The organism is Cupriavidus nantongensis, from assembly GCF_001598055.1.
GTDB lineage: Bacteria > Pseudomonadota > Gammaproteobacteria > Burkholderiales > Burkholderiaceae > Cupriavidus > Cupriavidus nantongensis.
In genome coordinates this window covers 1-17,642 of the sequence record NZ_CP014844.1, presented here as the reverse complement: position 1 = coordinate 17,642, position 17,642 = coordinate 1, and the positions used below count along the sequence as shown (strand labels likewise).

Here is a 17,642-nt window from a genome sequence, read left to right as displayed (position 1 = left end):
AGCGGCAAGGGCGGGCGGCAGGAGCGCTTACTCCCAGTTGCCGATATCGGCGTCGTTGGCGTTGCCGCCGGCCTGGCCGTCGGCACCGAAGCTGAATACGTCGATTTCGCCGCGCACGCCGGGGTTCAGGTACTGGTACGGATGGCCCCACGGATCCTTGGGCAGCTTTTCCAGGTAGCCGCCGCCCTTCCAGTTGTTGGGCACCGGCTCGGTGGTAGGCTTGGCGACCAGCGCGCCCAGGCCCTGCTCGGTGGTCGGATAGCGGCTGTTGTCCAGGCGGTACAGCTTGAGCGCCTGCATGATCGATGAGATATCCTGGCGCGCCGCGACGATGCGGGCTTCGTCCGGACGGCTCATGATCTTGGGCACCACCAGTGCCGCCAGCACGCCGAGGATCACGATCACGACCATGATCTCGATCAGGGTAAAGCCACGCGCGCGGCGGGCAGGACGGGCGGGGCGGGCAAGCTGGGAAGTGAATCTGCGCATTGTTGGTAAGACCTCGTTGCTGGAATGGCGGGACCCGCGCCAGGGCGCTGGCGGGGCCGGGTTCGCCAATCAGTATAACCGGCGCCTTATGACTCTTTTATGGGCGGTCCCTCCACGGGCCGCAGGGAAGTTTGCTGTGAATCACAAAGTGCGCCAGCACCTTTTGGCGACCCCGAACCGTAGCATGCCCGCGCAAAAAATAACTTGCATCTAGGATGCATCTTTTCTTAACATAGTGCCACGATGCAACTGACCCGCTTCTCCGACTATGCACTGCGCCTGCTGATGTACGTCGCCCGTGGCGACGGCAGCCGGCCGATCACGATCGCCGAGGTCGGCCAGCAGTTCGGCATCTCGCACAACCACCTGGTCAAGGTGGCGGCGCGGTTGTCGAAGCTGGGCTGGGTCAGCGCCACGCGCGGCCGCCATGGCGGCCTGCAGCTGGGCCCCGGCGCCGAGCGCCTCACCATCGGCACCATCCTGCGCGAGCTGGAAGGGCACCGGCCGGTGATCGACTGCGACAACCCGCCCTGCGCGCTGCACGGCAACTGCCGCCTGAAACGCGCGCTGGACGTGGCCGAGCAAGCCTTCTACCGCGCGCTCGACGACGTCACGCTGGCCGATGTCACCGGCAGCCACACCGCCGAATCGATCATCCGCCTGCATCGTGATTTCCTGAACCGGCGTTCGGCCTGAGCGGATGGGATCCGCGCGTGGCCGGCGAATGCCGGTTTTTTGTTGTCCAAAAACATGCATCTTGCTTGCATGAATAAAACGGAGTGATACCTGATGCTGTCCGCCGCTTCCCGCCCCTATATCGATGCAAGCGTGCCCGTGCTGCGCGAGCATGGCCTGGCCATCACCACGCATTTCTACCGCGAGATGTTCGCCGACCGGCCCGAGCTGACACAGCTGTTCAACATGGGCAACCAGGCCAACGGCAGCCAGCAGCAGTCGCTGGCGTCGGCCGTGTTCGCCTACGCGGCCAACATCGACAACGCGGCGGCGCTGGGGCCGGTGGTCGAGCGCATCGTGCACAAGCATGCGGCGGTGGGCATCACGCCCGCGCACTACCCGATCGTCGGCCGCCACCTGCTCGGCGCGATCTCCGCGGTGCTGGGCGAAGCCGCCACGCCGCCGCTGCTGGCGGCCTGGGACGAGGCCTACTGGCTGCTGGCGGGCGAGCTGATCGCCGCCGAGGCGCGCCTGTACCAGCGCACCGGCGTCGCCGCCGGCGAACTGATGCCGGTGCGCGTGGTGCGCCGCGAGGCGCAGGGCGGCCAGGTGGTGGCGCTGACGCTGGCAGCGGCCGACGGCCGGCCGCTGCGTGATTTCCGCCCGGGCCAGTACATCAGCGTCGAGGCGCGCCTGGACAACGGCACGCGCCAGCTGCGCCAGTATTCGCTGTCGGCCGAGGCCGGCCTGCCGACCTGGCGCATCTCGGTCAAGCGCGAGGACGGCGACCAGGCCACGCCGGCCGGCGCGGTCTCCAACTGGCTGCACGCCAACGCCCACGAGGGCGCCGAGCTCAAGGTGAGCGCGCCGTTCGGCGAATTCACGCCGGCGCTGGAAAGCCGCCGTCCGCTGGTGCTGCTTTCGGGCGGGATCGGCATCACGCCGATGCTGTCGGTGCTGCGCACGCTGGCCGCGCAAGGCTCCGAACGGCCGGTGCTGTTCGCCCACGCTGCCCGCGACGGCCGCCACCATGCCCATCGCGCCGACCTGCAATGGGCGCGCGAGCGCCTGCCGGGGCTGGTCACGCACATCAGCTATGAGTTCCCGCAGGCGGAAGACGTGGCGGGCCGCGACTACGACCACGCCGGCACCATGCCGCTGGCCGAGATACTGGGCCAGCCCGGGCTGCAACGCTTTGTCGATGGCCGCTTCTACCTGTGCGGGCCGCTCGGCTTCATGCAGGCGCAGCGTCACGCGCTGCTCAGCACGGGCGTGCCGGTGGCGCATATCGAGCGCGAAGTGTTCGGTCCCGACCTGCTGGACGACCTGCTGTAAGGGTCCCGGCCGGGCCGGCGGCGGCAGCGCCGGCCCGGCAGACAGCGTCATGGGGCTCTGGTACGCTTGGCGCGTCCGCGCTCTCGCGCCATGACCCGCCGCGGCGGGTATCCAGGATCCCGATCCATGCAATTGTCCCTCCGGCCTTCGTTCCGCTTCGATGCCTCCGCGCTGTGGCTGCCGCGCCTGGCCAGCGTGGCGCTGTTTATCGCGCTGTGCGCGCTGGTCACCTACTGGGTGCTGACGTTCAGTGCGATGCGGACCATCCCGGTGCCCAAGAGTGCGCGCGTGGCGCAGACCGAGGCGGTCGAGACCGGCGCGATCGCGACGCTGTTCGGCGGCTCGGCCCAGGCCGGCCCCAGCAATGTGCAGCTGCTCGGCGTGGTGGCCGAGCTTGGCGGTGGCGCCAGCGCGGCAATCGTCTCCATCGATGGCGGCCCGCCCAAGGCGGTGCGCATGGGTGCCGACCTGGCGCCCCAGATCCGGCTGATGGAAGTGCGCCAGCGCGGCGTAGTGATCGAGCGCAATGGCGTACGGCAGGAGATCGCCCTGCCGCTGCAGACGCCTGCCACGCGCGGCGCGCCGCGTGCCGCCAGCCCGCTGCCGACGCCGCCCGCAGGCGCGGCGGCGCCGATGGCAACGCCCATGCCGCCGCCGGCGCAGGCCGCTGCGCAACCCGCGCCGGCCCAGCCGCCGCGCAGCCAGCCGCCCGGTCAACAGGCCCAGCCGCAGCCGCAAGCCCAGCCCCAAATCCAGCCCCAAATCCAGCCTCAGCCCCAGCCCCAGCCCCAGCCACAACCGGTTCAGGCGGCACCATCGGTCCAGCCGGCCCAGCCCCAGCCGCAACCCGTCGATCCGCGCCAGTACCAGCCCGGAGTCCCGCCCGAGGCCGCCGAGGAAGGCCAGCTCGTGCCGAAAGCGCAGCCCTAGGCTGCCGGCGCCTCGAATATTCGCGCTTGCTTGCGTTCCCTTACGACCCGCCCGGCTTTCTGTGAGGCGGGTAACATCGTATTAAAAGCGCCAACTCCGCTGCATCGTCTGCGTTCTAATCCGTACATGCCAACGTGATGACAAGGAGCAAGACATGCAACGCAATCACAAGCCGCAGATCCTGAAACAGTTCCTGGCCGCCTCAGCCGCGCTGCTGGTTGCCGGCGGCGCCTTTGCCCAGGCCAGCGCTCCCGCTGCGCCGGGTGCAGCCCCGGCCGGCAAGCCCGGCATGGGCCACCACCACCGCCACCACGGCGGCGGCATGTGGATGAAGGCGATCGATACCGACGGCGACGGCGCCATCTCCAAGGCCGAGGCCGACGCGTGGTTCAACAAGCTCGACACCAACCGCGACGGCAAAATCGACAAGGCCGAGATGGACGCGCAGCGCAAGGCCGCCATGGCCGAGCACCACGCGCGCATGCAGGCCGCCTTCGACGAGAAGTTCAAGGCCGCCGACAAGAACGGCGACGGCGCGCTGACCAAGGCCGAGGCCAACGCCGGCCTGCCGCGCCTGGGCAAGCGCTTCGACCAGCTCGACGCCAACCGCGACGGCAAGCTGACCCGCGACGAGATCCGCGCGGGCATGGAGAAGATGCACCGCGATCGTCACCATCGCGGCGAGCGTGGCGAACGCAGTCCGCGCGGCCAGGCCGCCCCGGACAACCAGCCCGCACCGCTCAACCCGGCCGCGCCGTCGACCAGCGGCGGCTGAGCGGTCCCCGGCAGCGCCGCCTGAGCGCCGCTGCCAGCGTACCGACCAAGCGCGCGAGCCTGAGGGCAGCGCGCTTTTTTTGTCCGTTCAGCGGACAACGTGGAAGGAACGCAGTGGCGCGGACACAAACGCCCGTAGAATGCCGCTTCCCTGTTTGCCGGAACCTGCGCACCACCTCGCCGGTTCACCGGTCAGCGCGCGTCCGCGACACCCGTCAGCGCCTCCAGACTGGGATTTGCCCGGCCCGAACGGCTGACGCTCGAGTGACCGATAAGGCCGCCCACTCCACAAAATCGGGCGCACATCGGAGGTAATTTCACAAAAAATTGCGTACTTGTGCACGGCTTGCTAAATTTGCGCAAAAAAATTGCCAATAAACATATTGCGGAGCAACAATATCGTGAGCAAGGTGGAGTTGGACAAGATCGACCGGAAGATCCTGGAAGTGCTGCAGACCAACGGCCGGTTGACCAACCTGGAGGTGGCCGAGCGCGTGAACCTGTCGCCCAGCCCCTGCCTGCGCCGCATCCGGCGGCTGGAAGAGATCGGCGTGATCCGGCAGTACGCGGCGCTGCTGGAGCCCAACAAGATTGGGCTCGGCCTGCTGGCCTATATCAATGTGCGGCTGGAAAAGCATGGCGGCGCGCCCAAGGGCAAGGCTCCGCTGGACCTGTTCCGCGCCTCGATTGCCGTGTGGCCGGAAGTGGCGGCGTGCCACGCCATGACCGGCGAGATGGACCTGCTGCTCAAGGTCTATGTCGAGGACATGGAGCACTTCGCGCGCTTCATGCAGGAACAGCTGCTGGCGCATCCGTCGGTGATCGACGTGCGTTCGAGCTTCGCGCTGGAAAGCATCAAGGACACCACGGCGCTGCCGGTGGGCGGCGCGGCCTGATCGGCGCGGTTTGAACGGCGCGACCCGGGCCGGCAAAGCAAAACGGCGCATCGTTGCGATGCGCCGTTTTTGTCGATGCCGCGCGAACCGGGGTCCCGGCCGCTCAGGCGGTATGCTTCTGCGGCACCATGGTGCGCCAGAAGCGCAGGCCGAAGCGGCGTGCGTCGCGCAGGTTGCGGCGCACCGCGTAGTCCAGGTCGGCGAGCTGCTCGTCGAGCGCTTCGCTCAGGCGGCTCGCGGTATCGGCCGGCGGCAGTTCCAGGTAGGCGTCGGCTTCGCCGTAGGCATACTGGACCTTCATGCCGGCCTTCTTGGCGATATGCATCATCGCGGCGTTGCGCGACAGGCAGTGCATGTAGAGTGTGCGCACATTGGTATTGCGGCCATGGATGGCAGCACGCTCGAACAGCGCGCTGCCGATGCCGCGGCCGCGGGCGCTGCCGGACACCGACACGCCGAACTCCGCCACGCGACCCTGGGCGTTGTCGCGCAGGTTGGCGAAATGGCCGACGCCGATCAGCTCGAGCTTGTCGTCGTAGACGCCGAACACGCTGTCATGGTCGAAGTCGATGCTGTCGACATAGGCCTCGATCACGTGGTCACCGACCGACTGGCCGAAACGGAGCAGGCGATCCTCCTCGCCCAGGGCGAGGAAATGCTTCAGCAGGCGCGAGCGGTGGTGGGCCGACAGTTCGCGCACCAGGACGGTGGCGCGGTGAGCGGCTTGGGCGGCTTCGGCTGCCTTGCGCAGATCTTCGTCGGTCAGTGCGCCGACGGCCTTGCTCAGTTCGAGCGGGTTCACGATGATTCCTTCCGGTGCTGTCAGATAAAAAATAGGCACTGCGGTGGTGTTTTTCCAGGCACTTTTCCCCGCAACCGTGCGAGACTCGGGGAAACACCAACTTGATGCAGCACGAAAAGTATTGTAGTGGAATTGTCAGTTTGACGTAAGCTTCCCGCGCCGCAGCAGAAGCCCTTGCGGCCTGGATGGAGAATAAAAAGTAATTAAAACAAAGACTTATAAAAATGTGATGAATTGTTGCGCGCGATCAAGTGTGGATTTGGTGCAACGCGGCAATTCATCGGCATCCCGCCGAATTTTCCGATCACCCAGACAGCCCCGACGTCTTTCAATGAGCGAGCCTCCTATCGTTGTGATCTACGCGCACCCGACGCCCAGCCGCTCGCGCGTGAACCGGCCGCTGGCCGACGCGCTGGACGCGCTGCCGCAGGTCCAGGTACGCGATCTTTACCGCAGCTATGTCGACTACGACATCGATGTGGTGGCCGAGCAGCGCGTGCTGTCGGTGTCGGACACCATCGTGCTGCAGTTTCCGGTGCGCTGGTACAGCGTGCCGGCCCTGCTCAAGCTGTGGCTGGATGAAGTGCTGGAGCCGGGCTGGGCCTATGGGCCGGGCGGCACCGCGCTGCGCGGCAAGTCGCTGCTGGCGGTGGTCACCACCGGCGGCACGGCCGACGCGTACGGGCCGGACGGCACGCATGGCCACCCGATCGGCGAATTCCTGCTGCCGCTGGAGCAGACCGCCCTGTTGTGCGGCATGACCTGGCTGCCGCCGGTGGTGCTGCACGACGCCCACAATGCCGACGCCCAGGCGCTGGCCGACCATATCGCCCACGTCTGCGGGCGGCTGGGTACCCACTCGGCGCCGGCGGAGGTGCAGGCATGAACCAGCATGATTTCCTGATTGCGCTGCTGGTGTTCCTGTTCGCGGCAGTGGTGGCGGTGCCGCTGGCGCGGCGCGGCGGGCTGGGTGCGGTGCTGGGCTACCTGCTGGCCGGGGCGGCGATCGGGCCGTTCGCGCTGCGCCTGGTGACCGATGTCGAATCGATCCTGCACTTCTCCGAGTTCGGCGTGGTGCTGATGATGTTCGTGATCGGCCTGGAACTGGAGCCGCGCAAGCTGTGGGCGCTGCGGCATAGCATCTTCGGCTACGGCGGCGCGCAGCTTGCCGCCTGTGCGCTGGTGATCGGCGTGGCCGCGGCGCTGGCGGGCGCGCCCTGGCAGGTGGCGCTGGTGGCGGGGCTGGGGCTGGCGCTGTCGTCGACCGCGATCGCGCTGGCAACGCTGACCGAGCGCAACCTGTTCGGGACGCCGGCGGGGGCCGCCAGCTTCGGCATCCTGCTGTTCCAGGACATTGCCGCGATCCCGATGATCGCGCTGCTGCCGCTGCTGGCCACGCAAGGCGCCGAAGGGGCCGGCGCCGGCGCGACCGGCTGGCTCGCGGCCGGCAAGGCGGTGGCGGTGATCGGCGCGGTGGTGGCCGGCGGCCGCTACCTGGTGCGGCCGGCGCTGCGGTTCATCGCCCGCACCGACATGCGCGAGATGTTCACCGCCTTTGCGCTGCTGCTGGTGGTCGGCATCGCGCTGATGATGGACGCGGTGGGCCTGTCGATGGCGCTGGGCACCTTCCTGGCCGGCGTGCTGCTGGCCGATTCGGAATACCGCCACGCGCTCGAGGCCGACCTGGAGCCGTTCAAGGGCCTGCTGCTGGGGCTGTTCTTCATGGCGGTCGGGATGTCGATCGACTTTGCCGTGCTGGCGCGCTCGCCCTGGCTGGTGCTGGGCCTGGTGGCGGCCTTCGTGGTGGCCAAGACCGCGGTGCTGGCGCTGCTGGCGCGGTATTTCGGCATTGCCCGCGGCCAGCGCCTGCTGTTCGCGCTGCTGATCTCGCAGGGCGGCGAGTTCGCCTTCGTGGTGTTCGGCGTCGCCGGTGGCGCCGGGCTGCTGCCGCGCGCGACCGAGGCCTTGCTGGTGCTGGTGGTGGCGCTGTCGATGGTGGCCACGCCGTTGCTGCTGCTGGCCTATGACCGGCTGGTGGCGCCGCGCATCGGTGCCGGCAGGGCGCGCCCGGACGAAGTCATCACGCCGCAGCACAACCCGGTGCTGATCGCCGGCTTCGGGCGCTTTGGCCAGATCATCGGGCGCCTGCTGTACACCCAGGGCGTGGGCGTGACGGTGCTGGACCACGATCCCGACCAGATCGAATTCCTGCGCCAGTACGGCTTCAAGGTCTTCTATGGCGACGCCACCCGGCTGGACCTGCTGGAGGCCGCCGGCATTGCCGACGCGCGCATCCTGGTGGTGGCCATCGACAGCATGGACGACAGCCTGGCGCTGATCGACCGGGTGCGCGAGCGCTTCCCCGATCTGCAGATCTACGCCCGCGCGCGCCATGTGTCGCATGTCTACCAGCTCAAGGACCGCGGCGTGCAGCTGTTCGAGCGCGAGATGTTCGAGGGCTCGCTGATGCTGGGCCGGCGCGTGCTGGAAGGGCTGGGCTTCGACCCCGGCGAGGCGCGCAACGTGGCGCTGCGCTTCCGCCGCCACAACATCGAGGCGATCGACCGCTTCTACCCGCACTATACCGATCAGAAGAAGCTGGTCTCGCTGGCGCGCCAGGCGCGCGAAGAGCTGGAAGAGATGTTCCGCCAGGACCGCGAGCAGCGGCGCCAGCGCGAAGAGGCGGAGTGGATGTAGGCCCGGGCGGCTCAGCGCCCGGCGGCAGCGCGCCCCGGCAGGCCGCCTTCGAGCAAATCGACCACCATCTCGGCAAAGTCGGCGTATGACAGCCGGCCGCCCGGCTTTAGCCAGGTGAAGGTCCAGTTGATCATGCCGAAGATGGTCATGGTCAGCGCGGTCTGGTTCTCGCGCGTGACGCGCTCCGGGTAGGCGCGGCGCAGCAGCCGCGAGAACGCCGCGACCACGTCGCGCTCGCGGCCCAGGATCAGGTCGCGCTGGGTCTCGGCCAGGAACTTGACGTCGTTGATCAGCGCGATATGGCGCGTCTGCGAGGTTTCGTACTCGGCCAGGAAGGCGCGGATCAGGTTGCCGAAGGCGTCCTTGTCGGTGCGCGCGTGGCGCTCGGCGTCGGCTTCGACTTCGGTGACGAGCAGCATCAGCCGGCGCGTGTAGCGGTCGAGCAGGTCGAACAGGATCGCTTCCTTGCTCTCGTAGTAGTGATACAGCCGCGCCTTGGAGGTGCCGCAGGCGGCGGCCAGGTCGGCCATCGAGGTGCTGGGGTAGCTGCTGTTGGCAAAGGCGGCGGCGGCCAGGTCCAGGATCTGCTCGCGCTGCGCCTCGAAATCGGGTGCCTTGGTACGGGCCATATATTCTTGTTTATTCGCCCCCGCCGCCGGCATGGCGGCGCAGCTCACAGGTATCGAGCGAGTCGGCGTTGCCGCGCAGCACCAGCTGGCCCATGGCGATCAGTTCGCGGCAGCGCCAGAACACGAACCAGTCGCTGGCCAGCAGGCCCTCGATCGCGCCCATCACGCTGCCGACCACCTGTGCCGCGGGGGTCCAGTCGGCCGGGGCGCGTTCCATGATGATGTCGTCGATGGTGCGGTAGGCCGCCGGCACCAGCGTGTTGCCCTTCCACAGCCGTACGTCGGCGTTTTCCTTGACGTTCTGCTGCCACTCGTAGCCCAGGCGCCCCAGCCGCAGCACCGAGACCGGCGCGATGGTGGAGAAGCGGCGCGCCAGCCGCGCCGGCGAGTACATGCCGATCGCCGCCAGGTTGCCCTGCGCGGGCATTTCCAGTTCGCGCAGGTCCATTGCGACCTCGTTGATCCGCTGCGGCGCCTGGTACAGGTGGAACACCACCCGGCGCAGCATCAGCTGGTCCGCCGCGCTCTGGCCGTGCCAGATCGCCACTTCCATGTCGTCCTGCCGCAGCGCCAGCAGCTGGTCCAGCGCCTGGCGCATCTCGGCGGCGAAGTCGATGTCGGTGTGCGGGGCGACGCGCTGCCAGAAGCCGGAGCGGATCATCCCGGTGCTGTCGATGTCCGCCAGCGGACCGACCGCGAGATCGTCGCGCAGCACCACCACAGGATCCGGCCGCGCCGCCTGGGCCAGCGCCTGGCGCAGGGTCGTGCCTGCTACATCACCGTTGACGACGTGGATATATTGCATGGCCGTGATTGTATATGGGTGGGGCGGTTCGCTGGCGCCGCCGCGGCGGCGGCGCGACAGCTTTCCGCACCGCGCGCCCGATCACCCGCCTGCAAGCATCGCGCCAGCAGGGCGCCGCCTGCCGCCATTGTAGTCACGGCCTGTGCTGGCCAATGTCGGCGATTGTCTGACGACGCACGCGCGGCGGCGCGCCGGGATCAGCGTTCGTCGTAGCTGACCACCACCCGCGGCGTCAGCGCGCGTGCCTGGCAGGTGAGCACGAAGCCCTTGTCCATCTCCCAGGGCTCGAGCGTGTAGTTCTTTTCCATCTCCACCTTGCCTTCCAGCACCTTGGCGCGGCAGGTGCAACAGACGCCGCCCTTGCAGGCGTAGGGCAGGTCCAGCCCGGCGGCCAGCGCGGTGTCGAGCACGTTGGCGTCCTCCAGCGGCAGGCGCATGCTGTGCTGCTTGCCATCGAGCACTACCACCAGCTCGGCCGTGCCGGCATGGTCCGCGGGCGCGGCATGGGCGGCGGCCGGCTTGCGCCGGGTCGGTGCCAGCGGCACCCCGAAGCGCTCGGCGTGGATGCGGTGCGGGTCCAGGCCCGCATCGCGCAGCGCCGCCTCGACCTCGTCGATCATCGAGGCCGGGCCGCAGACAAAGGCCGCGTCGATATCGTCGACCGGGATCAGCGTCTGCAGGAAGGCGCTCACGCGCGCGTGGTCGAGCCGGCCGTGCAGCAGGTCGACCTCCTGCGGCTGGCGCGACAGCACGTGGTAGAGCGTGAAGCGCGCCAGGTACTGGTTCTTCAGGTCCTCCAGCGCTTCGGAAAAGATGATGCTGTCGACATTGCGGTTGCCGTAGACCAGCGTGAAGCGGCTGTGCGGCTCGGCCTGCAGCGTGGTGCGGACCAGCGACAGCACCGGCGTGATGCCGCTGCCGGCGGCGAAGGCGACGTAGTGGCGCGCGGCCTTGGCGTCGAGCGGCACGTGGAAGCGCCCGTCGGGCGTCATCACATCGATGACCTGCCCGGGGGCGATGGAATCGTGCAGATGGCTTGAAAACAACCCGTCCTCCACCAGCTTGACCGCCACACGCAATTCGCCGTGCGCGTCGTAGTCCTGCACCGCCGAGCAGATCGAGTAGGAGCGCCGCAGGTCCTTGCCGTCGACCGGCGCCCTCAGCGTCAGGAACTGCCCTTGCGTGAAGCGGTAGGCCTCGCGCAGCGCGTCCGGAACCTCGAACGCGATCGAGATGGTGTCGGCGGTCTCGGGGCGCACCTGCGCCACGCGCAGCGGGTGGAACTGTGGAGTCATGGCAGCCTGGCTCGGCCCGGGGGCTCAGTAGGGTTTGAAATAGTCGAACGGCTCGCGGCAGTCCAGGCACCGGTACAGCGCCTTGCAGGCGGTCGAGGCAAAGCGCGAGATCTCCTGCGTATGGACGCTGCCGCAGCGCGGGCAGGCCACGGCATCGGGCGCGCCGGCGCGCGCGGCGCGCGGCACGAAGCGCAGCGGCTGCGTCCCGGCCGGCGCACTGCACGGTCCCGGCGGCGCGATGCCGAACGCGCGCAGCCGCTCGCGCGCGGCCGGCGTGATCCAGTCCGTGGTCCAGGCCGGCGCCAGCACGGTGCGGATGCGCCACGGCGCCAGCCCGGCGCGGTCCAGCGCCTGGCCGATGTCCTCACCGATCTGCGACATCGCCGGGCAGCCGGAGTAGGTGGGCGTGATGACGATCTCCAGCACCCCGTCCGGCGCGGCCACGACCTCGCGCAGGATGCCCAGCTCGCGGATCGACACCACCGGGATCTCCGGGTCCGGCACCGCCTCGAGCGCCGCCCACGCGCGCGCGACGCGCGCGTCGGTGGCGCCTGCGTTGTCCACGTGATGGGACGGAAGGGCAGTGACGTTCATGTGGATCAAGCCTTTGGACTGAAGCGTGCGCTCACCAGTAAGCTTACTAGTGTGCTCACCACTGCGCGCCCGGATGGGCTCGCGCCAGCCCCTGCATCTCGCCCAGCAGGTAGCTCATGTGTTCCGAATGCACGCCGTGCTTGCCGGCCGAGACAAAGCCGGTGGCTGGCGGCAAGGCCAACGTGGCCGCCTGCAGCGTCTCGGCGACGGTGGCGTCCCAGGCCGGCCGCAGCGTGGCGGTGACCACGCCGATGCCCTGCGCGGCGGCCTCGCTTTCGACCGCGTCTTCCGCAAAACACTCGTTCATGTACGGCAGCAAGTGCTCCAGCGCGCGCTGCATGCGCGCGTGCGAAGCCTCGGTGCCGTCGCCCAGCCGCACCATCCAGCCGGCCGCGTGGTGCAGGTGATAGCGCGCCTCCTTGATCGCCTTGGCGGCGATCGCGGCCAGCTGTTCGTCCCGGCTGGCGTGCAAGGCCTGCCACAGCTCGACCATCAGCGCGCTGTACAGGAAGTTGCGCACGATGGTGACGGCGTAGTCGCGTTCGGCGGCCGCGTTGCCGGCCAGCGGGCCGCGATGCGGCAGTTCCAGCAGCGTCCAGTTGCGGAACTCGCGCTCCGCGCGCCAGTAGGCGTAGTCATCTTCATGGCGGGGCAGGCCGGTCAGCTCGCCCTCGAGTTCGCCGGCGCGGCCATACAGCAGTCGCGCCTGGCCAATCAGGTCGAGGCTGATATTGGCCAGCGCGATGTCTTCTTCCAGCACTGGCCCATGGCCGCACCATTCGGCATTGCGCTGGCCGAGGATCAGGGCGTTGTCGGCCAGGCGCAGCACGTAGCGCAGCGCGGCGGTGCGCGCCGGCGGCAGGTGATCGAGCAAGGCAGGCACGGCAGGCTGTGGGGACGCGGTCATCGTACGGCCTTACATGTGGTTGACTTCGTCGGGCAGCTGGTAGAACGTCGGGTGCCGGTAGATCTTGTCGGCCATCGGGTCGAACAGCTCCGGCTTTTCTTCCGGCACGCTCGCGGTGATGGCCGCGGACGGCACCACCCAGATCGACACGCCTTCCTGGCGCCGCGTATAGACGTCGCGCGCCATGTGCAGCGCCTGCTGCGCGTCGGCGGCGTGCAGGCTGCCGCAATGCTTGTGTTCCAGGCCCTGCTTGCTGCGCACGAACACTTCCCACAGCGGCCATTCCTTGCGTTGCATCGTGGTCTCCTCGGCGAGGTCAGGGGTCAGGCGGCGGCGCGGGCGGCGCCGGATTCGCGTTCGGCCAGCTTGGCGGCGTGCGCCAGCGCGGCTTCGCGCACCCAGGCGCCGTCCTCGTGCGCCTTCACGCGGGTGGCCAGGCGTTCCTTGTTGCACGGGCCGTCGCCGTTGATGACACGCCAGAACTCATCCCAGTCGAGCGGGCTGTAGTCGTAATGGCCGCGCTCGGCATTCCATTGCAGGCCGGGGTCAGGCAGGGTCACGCCGAGCACGCGCGCCTGCTCGACGGTGGCGTCGACGAACTTCTGGCGCAAGTCGTCGTTGGAGATGCGCTTGATGCCCCAGGCCATGGTCTGGGCGCTGTTGGTCGAGGCCGCATCGGGCGGGCCGAACATCATCAGCACCGGGAACCACCAGCGGTTGACCGCGTCCTGCACCATCTCGCGCTGCGCGTCAGTGCCGCGCATCATGGCCAGCAGCGCGTCGAAGCCCTGGCGCTGGTGGAACGACTCTTCCTTGCAGATGCGGATCATGGCGCGCGCATACGGCCCGTACGAGCAGCGGCACAACGGAATCTGGTTCATGATCGCGGCGCCGTCGACCAGCCAGCCGATCACCCCGACGTCGGCCCAGGTCAGCGTCGGGTAATTGAAGATCGACGAATACTTGGCCTTGCCGCTGTGCAGCGCATCGACCAGCTCGTCGCGCGAGGCGTCCAGGGTCTCGGCCGCCGAATACAGGTAGAGGCCGTGGCCGCCTTCATCCTGCACCTTGGCCAGCAGGATCGCCTTGCGCTTGAGCGACGGCGCCCGGCTGATCCAGTTGCCCTCCGGCAGCATGCCGACGATTTCGGAGTGCGCATGCTGCGAGATCTGCCGCACCAGCGTCTTGCGGTAGGCCTGCGGCATCCAGTCCTGCGGCTCGATCTTGCCGTCGGCAGCCATGCAAGCATCGAACGCTGCCTGGCGGGCGGCTTCATCGGGGGGCGCGCTGGCCTGCGCTGCATCGGCGTGCTGGCCGGGCAGGTCAAGACTCTGCGTGTACATAGCGTCTCCTCTGGCGGGGCGCCGCGGCAATCTGGTCCGGCGCGGCTGGCCCTATTATATATAAGCCGACCGGTCGGTCAATTAAAGCGAACATGCTTGCCAATGGGTTTGTGTCGGCGCATGACGCCGGCTTTGCCTGATGTGTACTATCCAAGACAGGCGGCAACCGCGCCGCATCCCATTTTCGTTGACGGAGGTACGCTCATGACAAGCGCGGCATACAGCAAGATCGTGGTAGCGGTGGACGGCAGCAGCACGTCAGACCTGGCGGTCAATGAGGCCATTCGCGTGGCATCGCCCGGCGCAGCCACCGTGCTGGCGCTCTATGTCGTCGATACCGGCACGCCGATGTTCGACGCCGGCTACTACGATCCCAGCCAGTTGCAGAAAGCCTTCGAGGAAAGCGGGCAGCGCGCGCTGCAGGATGCAGCGCAGCGGCTGGCTGGTGCCGGTGTCACGCATGAAACCCAGCTCGTGACCGCGGCTGCGGTGCCTGGGGACATCGGCGCTTCCATCAATGAGGCCGCGCGCCAATGGGGAGCCGACCTGCTGGTGATCGGCACGCATGGCCGCCGCGGCGTGCGCCGGCTGGTGCTGGGCAGCGTTGCCGAGGCGGTGATCCGCCAGTCCACCGTGCCGGTGCTGCTGGTGCGCGGCGAAGCGAAAGCGGACTGAAGCTCCCGCGGCAGCTGCCGCTAGCCTGCAAAGCGGAAGTGGCCGCTGCGCAGTACGATTTCGCGCGCCTCGGTCAGCTCGAACAGGCTTTCGGCCAGGCGCTCGATGCGCTGGCGGTTATTAGTGAAGGCCGCCACCAGGTCCTCTTCGCGCGGTGAGCGCGCGCCGAAATGGGCTTCGAGCGCCTCGGCGGTGACGGAATACAAGGTGGGACTGCCGTTGACCGTCGCGGGGCAGGACAGCGTCAGGCTGGCTGCACAGTAGGTGGGGAGGCTGCGAGGGAACGTGATGTCTGGCATGGCGTGCCTCGTGCTGGCGGCGGACGTCTCCAATCAATATAGGCCAAGTGCGCATTCCGTAAAGCCCGCGCGGCAAGTGGCCCGTCCATACGAGGTTTCCCTTCGTCGCCAATTTCCTGCTGAACTGCCGCGCCTTTCGCCTTTGCGCCCCGTTGTTGCGATGCGGAAATCCATCGCGGCAGCGGCCGTATACGGGCGAAAAAAAACCCACGCAGGTTGTGCGTGGGTTGGAATCCACCGAGGTGGTGGAGGAGACAGACTTCACTATACATGCTTTGTTGCGACGCACCAAGTGCAATGTGTCAATGTACGACGATGTGCACATTGTTGTTGTAAGGGTGCAACAAATCGGCAGCCTTGGGCCGGTTAGCGGAAAAGGTATGCGGCGCCAACGGCACAAACAATCCCGGCAGCATCCGCAACCAGCGCACAGCCAAGCGCATGGCGCGTATTGCGCACATTGATGCTGCCGAAATAGACCGCCAGCACATAGAAGGTCGTTTCAGTCGAGCCCTGGATGATTGCTGCCAGGCGCCCCTGGAACGAGTCGACGCCGTAGGTCGTCATCACGTCGACCATCAAGCCGCGCGCACCCGCGCCGGAAAGGATCTTCATCAGCCCGACCGGCAGCGCCGGGACAAAATCGGTATTGACGCCCAGCATCGCGAAGCCGTGCATCAGCCAGCTCATCAGCACGTCCATGCAGCCCGCGGCGCGGAACAGGCCAATGGCGATCAGGATCGCAACCAGATAGGGAATGATCTGCACCGCGACGCCGAAGCCTTCCTTGGCACCATCGATAAACGCCTCATACACATTGATCCGGCGCAGCGCCCCGCAAATCAGGAAGAGGGTGATCAGGGACAGGATGAAACCGGCGCCAGCCAGCGCCGTCACGGTGCCGACCTGCTCGGGCGGCGCATGCTGCAACCACGCGAACATTGCCCCAAGCAACCCGATCACCAGTCCGAACGTAATCAGCACTGCTGGCCGCAGCAGGTTGATCCGCTGGACCCACGCCACCGCGAGCAATCCGGCCAGGCAGGCTCCGCCTGTGGCCAGCAGCGTGGGCAAGAAGATATCGGCGGCGTTGAAGCCGACCAGCCCCTGCTTGACCGCGATGGCCTGGCGGATGGCGATGACCGAAGTCGGGATCAGCGTCAGCCCGGCAGAGTTCAGCACGATGAACATGATCTGCGCGTCGGTGGCGACGTCCGGGCGCCGGTTCAGCGTCTGCAGCTCGCGCATCGCATTCAGGCCCAGCGGCGTGGCGGCATTGTCCAGCCCGAGCAGGTTGGCCGACACGTTCATCATCATCGCGCCCTGCGCCGGGTGGCCCTGGGGTACTCCGGGGAAGAAGTGCCGCAGCAGCGGGTTCACCAGCCGGGCGAAGGCGTCGACCACGCCGGCGCGCTCGCCGATGCGCATGATGCCGAGCCACAGGCTCATTACCCCGGCCAGTCCGAGCGCGATCTCGAAGGCGGTGCGGGCGCTGTCGAACAGGCTGCTCAGCATCGCCGGGAACACGGCGAGGTCGCCCTGCGCCACGCGGACACAGGCGGCGCAGAAGGAAATCAGGAAAAAGCCGAGCCAGACTACGTTCAGCGCCATCGGAAAAGGGAAGCGGGAAAGCGGGAAGATAAAGCCGGGAAAGATCCCGGCACGTCGCGCAACTCAGTCGATCGCGGCCCCGCGTTCGGCGAGCAACTCGCGTAAGACGGAGCGGTGGCAACGCGCTTCGTCCTCGCAATAGCAGCCCACCGAGAAATTGGTCTGGTGCGACAGCGCCGCCAGCAGGTCCAGCGTGCGGCTGGCGTCCGGTTCGGCCATTTCTTTGCGGAAATGCCGCACGAAGGCGCGCCATTGTTTATCGTCGGTCGCGTGCAGTGCCTGGGCGACCAGCTCTGGCGACGGCGAAAGCGCCGGATACCAGACATCATAGTAGTCGCGGCTGGCAAACTCCGATTTGGGCACGCCCCGCGGCGGCCGGCGCACGGTGCCGACGCGCAGGCCTTCGTCAGATGCCCGCGGTGTACCCAATCTTACGATTCTGATGGTCATAAGGATCCCGGTTCGGCTCTGGCCGCCATGCGGGGCCGCGGCGGCGGTGTGCCTGGTTCGCTCCAGCCCCAGATCATGAATCATGGGGCTGCGGCTGACAAACTGTGTTCATTGGGGGGGCGCATTGGGGTGGACTTTCCGGCGTCATCGAATTATTTCGTGGAATCGCTTGCCAACCCCGCCGCGCTCGCTTACTATTCGCCCCCTCGCAACACAACGCGGCCCCTGCAAGGCAGGCGCAGCAACGGTTGCGAGGTCGGCCGGAAGGTCGGCGCAGCGAGGTTCGCAGCGCCGGCGGCAGCAAAAAAGATTGCTGCAAACGGTTGACGAAACGAAGAAAGCTCCGCATAATCTCGTTTCTCTGCTGCAGACAACGCAGCGCGCTGAACGGCAAAGCCGGGTGGCGAAGTTCTTTAACAAACAAACAACCGATAAG

General features: G+C 67.6%; 20 protein-coding genes. 8 read left to right on the top strand and 12 right to left on the bottom strand.

Translation table 11 applies throughout. From position 1 onward, the window contains the following. Nucleotides 1-27 precede the first annotated feature (27 nt). Nucleotides 28-489 (bottom strand): type II secretion system major pseudopilin GspG, encoded by a 462-nt coding sequence (gene gspG / locus A2G96_RS00100; RefSeq protein ID WP_012354175.1) that lies wholly within the window; start codon nt 487-489, stop codon nt 28-30. A 243-nt stretch (nt 490-732) separates the two neighbouring features. Between gspG and A2G96_RS00095 the strand changes: the two genes are divergently transcribed. The 5 genes from A2G96_RS00095 (at nt 733) to A2G96_RS00075 (ending at nt 5,099) form a co-directional block, all read left to right on the top strand. Then, the gene (locus tag A2G96_RS00095) at nt 733-1,185 is read left to right on the top strand and encodes an RrF2 family transcriptional regulator (protein WP_062795675.1); all 453 of its coding nucleotides are present in this window, start codon (nt 733-735) and stop codon (nt 1,183-1,185) included. Nucleotides 1,186-1,278: 93 nt separating this feature from the next. Further along, nucleotides 1,279-2,499, top strand: coding sequence for a globin domain-containing protein (locus tag A2G96_RS00090; protein WP_062795673.1), 1,221 nt, complete (start codon nt 1,279-1,281; stop codon nt 2,497-2,499). 126 nt (nt 2,500-2,625) lie between these two features. After that, the gene (locus A2G96_RS00085; protein WP_062795672.1) at nt 2,626-3,429 is read left to right on the top strand and encodes a type II secretion system protein N; all 804 of its coding nucleotides are present in this window, start codon (nt 2,626-2,628) and stop codon (nt 3,427-3,429) included. 154 nt (nt 3,430-3,583) lie between these two features. After that, on the top strand, nt 3,584-4,204 hold the full coding sequence (locus A2G96_RS00080) for an EF-hand domain-containing protein (RefSeq protein WP_062795671.1): 621 nt from the start codon (nt 3,584-3,586) through the stop codon (nt 4,202-4,204). 400 nt (nt 4,205-4,604) lie between these two features. Further along, nucleotides 4,605-5,099: an Lrp/AsnC family transcriptional regulator gene (locus A2G96_RS00075; RefSeq protein ID WP_010813460.1), complete on the top strand. Its 495-nt coding sequence runs from the start codon at nt 4,605-4,607 to the stop codon at nt 5,097-5,099. A 103-nt stretch (nt 5,100-5,202) separates the two neighbouring features. Here A2G96_RS00075 and A2G96_RS00070 read toward each other — a convergent pair whose 3' ends face one another. Continuing rightward, a complete protein-coding gene (locus A2G96_RS00070) occupies nt 5,203-5,901 on the bottom strand; it encodes a GNAT family N-acetyltransferase (protein WP_012354170.1) in 699 nt (232 codons plus the stop codon). 331 nt (nt 5,902-6,232) lie between these two features. On the opposite strand from A2G96_RS00070, the gene kefF reads away from it, so the two are divergent. Continuing rightward, entirely contained in the window at nt 6,233-6,787 is a 555-nt protein-coding gene (gene kefF / locus A2G96_RS00065; protein WP_150124030.1) for a glutathione-regulated potassium-efflux system oxidoreductase KefF, read from the top strand. Continuing rightward, complete coding sequence (kefC, locus tag A2G96_RS00060) at nt 6,784-8,598, top strand: glutathione-regulated potassium-efflux system protein KefC (protein ID WP_062795669.1); 1,815 nt, start codon at nt 6,784-6,786, stop codon at nt 8,596-8,598. Before kefF ends, kefC begins: the two co-directional genes overlap by 4 nt. Before the next feature lie 11 nt (nt 8,599-8,609). Here the strand turns inward: kefC and A2G96_RS00055 are convergent, their stop codons facing one another. From A2G96_RS00055 to paaA, 7 genes are all read right to left on the bottom strand, one after another. Next, the gene (locus A2G96_RS00055; RefSeq protein ID WP_018006092.1) at nt 8,610-9,227 is read right to left on the bottom strand and encodes a TetR/AcrR family transcriptional regulator; all 618 of its coding nucleotides are present in this window, start codon (nt 9,225-9,227) and stop codon (nt 8,610-8,612) included. A gap of 10 nt (nt 9,228-9,237) precedes the next feature. Next, nucleotides 9,238-10,032, bottom strand: a complete 795-nt coding sequence (locus A2G96_RS00050; RefSeq protein ID WP_062795666.1) for a DUF1835 domain-containing protein — start codon at nt 10,030-10,032, stop codon at nt 9,238-9,240. 197 nt (nt 10,033-10,229) lie between these two features. Further along, the gene (paaE, locus tag A2G96_RS00045) at nt 10,230-11,327 is read right to left on the bottom strand and encodes a 1,2-phenylacetyl-CoA epoxidase subunit PaaE (RefSeq protein ID WP_062795664.1); all 1,098 of its coding nucleotides are present in this window, start codon (nt 11,325-11,327) and stop codon (nt 10,230-10,232) included. Nucleotides 11,328-11,351: 24 nt separating this feature from the next. Continuing rightward, on the bottom strand, nt 11,352-11,921 hold the full coding sequence (gene paaD, locus A2G96_RS00040) for a 1,2-phenylacetyl-CoA epoxidase subunit PaaD (protein ID WP_062795662.1): 570 nt from the start codon (nt 11,919-11,921) through the stop codon (nt 11,352-11,354). Nucleotides 11,922-11,976: 55 nt separating this feature from the next. Beyond that, nucleotides 11,977-12,828: a 1,2-phenylacetyl-CoA epoxidase subunit PaaC gene (gene paaC, locus A2G96_RS00035; RefSeq protein ID WP_062795659.1), complete on the bottom strand. Its 852-nt coding sequence runs from the start codon at nt 12,826-12,828 to the stop codon at nt 11,977-11,979. Between the two features lie 9 nt (nt 12,829-12,837). After that, nucleotides 12,838-13,125, bottom strand: a complete 288-nt coding sequence (gene paaB, locus A2G96_RS00030) for a 1,2-phenylacetyl-CoA epoxidase subunit PaaB (RefSeq protein ID WP_012354162.1) — start codon at nt 13,123-13,125, stop codon at nt 12,838-12,840. Between the two features lie 26 nt (nt 13,126-13,151). Beyond that, entirely contained in the window at nt 13,152-14,171 is a 1,020-nt protein-coding gene (paaA, locus tag A2G96_RS00025) for a 1,2-phenylacetyl-CoA epoxidase subunit PaaA (protein WP_062795657.1), read from the bottom strand. Nucleotides 14,172-14,375: 204 nt separating this feature from the next. Between paaA and A2G96_RS00020 the strand changes: the two genes are divergently transcribed. Next, nucleotides 14,376-14,846 (top strand): universal stress protein, encoded by a 471-nt coding sequence (locus A2G96_RS00020; protein ID WP_062795655.1) that lies wholly within the window; start codon nt 14,376-14,378, stop codon nt 14,844-14,846. Nucleotides 14,847-14,866: 20 nt separating this feature from the next. On the opposite strand, the gene A2G96_RS00015 is transcribed toward A2G96_RS00020, so the two are convergent. The 3 genes from A2G96_RS00015 to A2G96_RS00005 all read right to left on the bottom strand — a co-directional run bounded on the left by A2G96_RS00015 (nt 14,867) and on the right by A2G96_RS00005 (nt 17,206). After that, entirely contained in the window at nt 14,867-15,145 is a 279-nt protein-coding gene (locus A2G96_RS00015) for a DUF1488 family protein (RefSeq protein ID WP_018006086.1), read from the bottom strand. Between the two features lie 366 nt (nt 15,146-15,511). After that, complete coding sequence (locus tag A2G96_RS00010) at nt 15,512-16,756, bottom strand: nucleoside recognition domain-containing protein (RefSeq protein ID WP_062795653.1); 1,245 nt, start codon at nt 16,754-16,756, stop codon at nt 15,512-15,514. 63 nt (nt 16,757-16,819) lie between these two features. After that, nucleotides 16,820-17,206, bottom strand: coding sequence for a DUF488 domain-containing protein (locus A2G96_RS00005; RefSeq protein ID WP_062795651.1), 387 nt, complete (start codon nt 17,204-17,206; stop codon nt 16,820-16,822). Nucleotides 17,207-17,642: the final 436 nt, after the last annotated feature.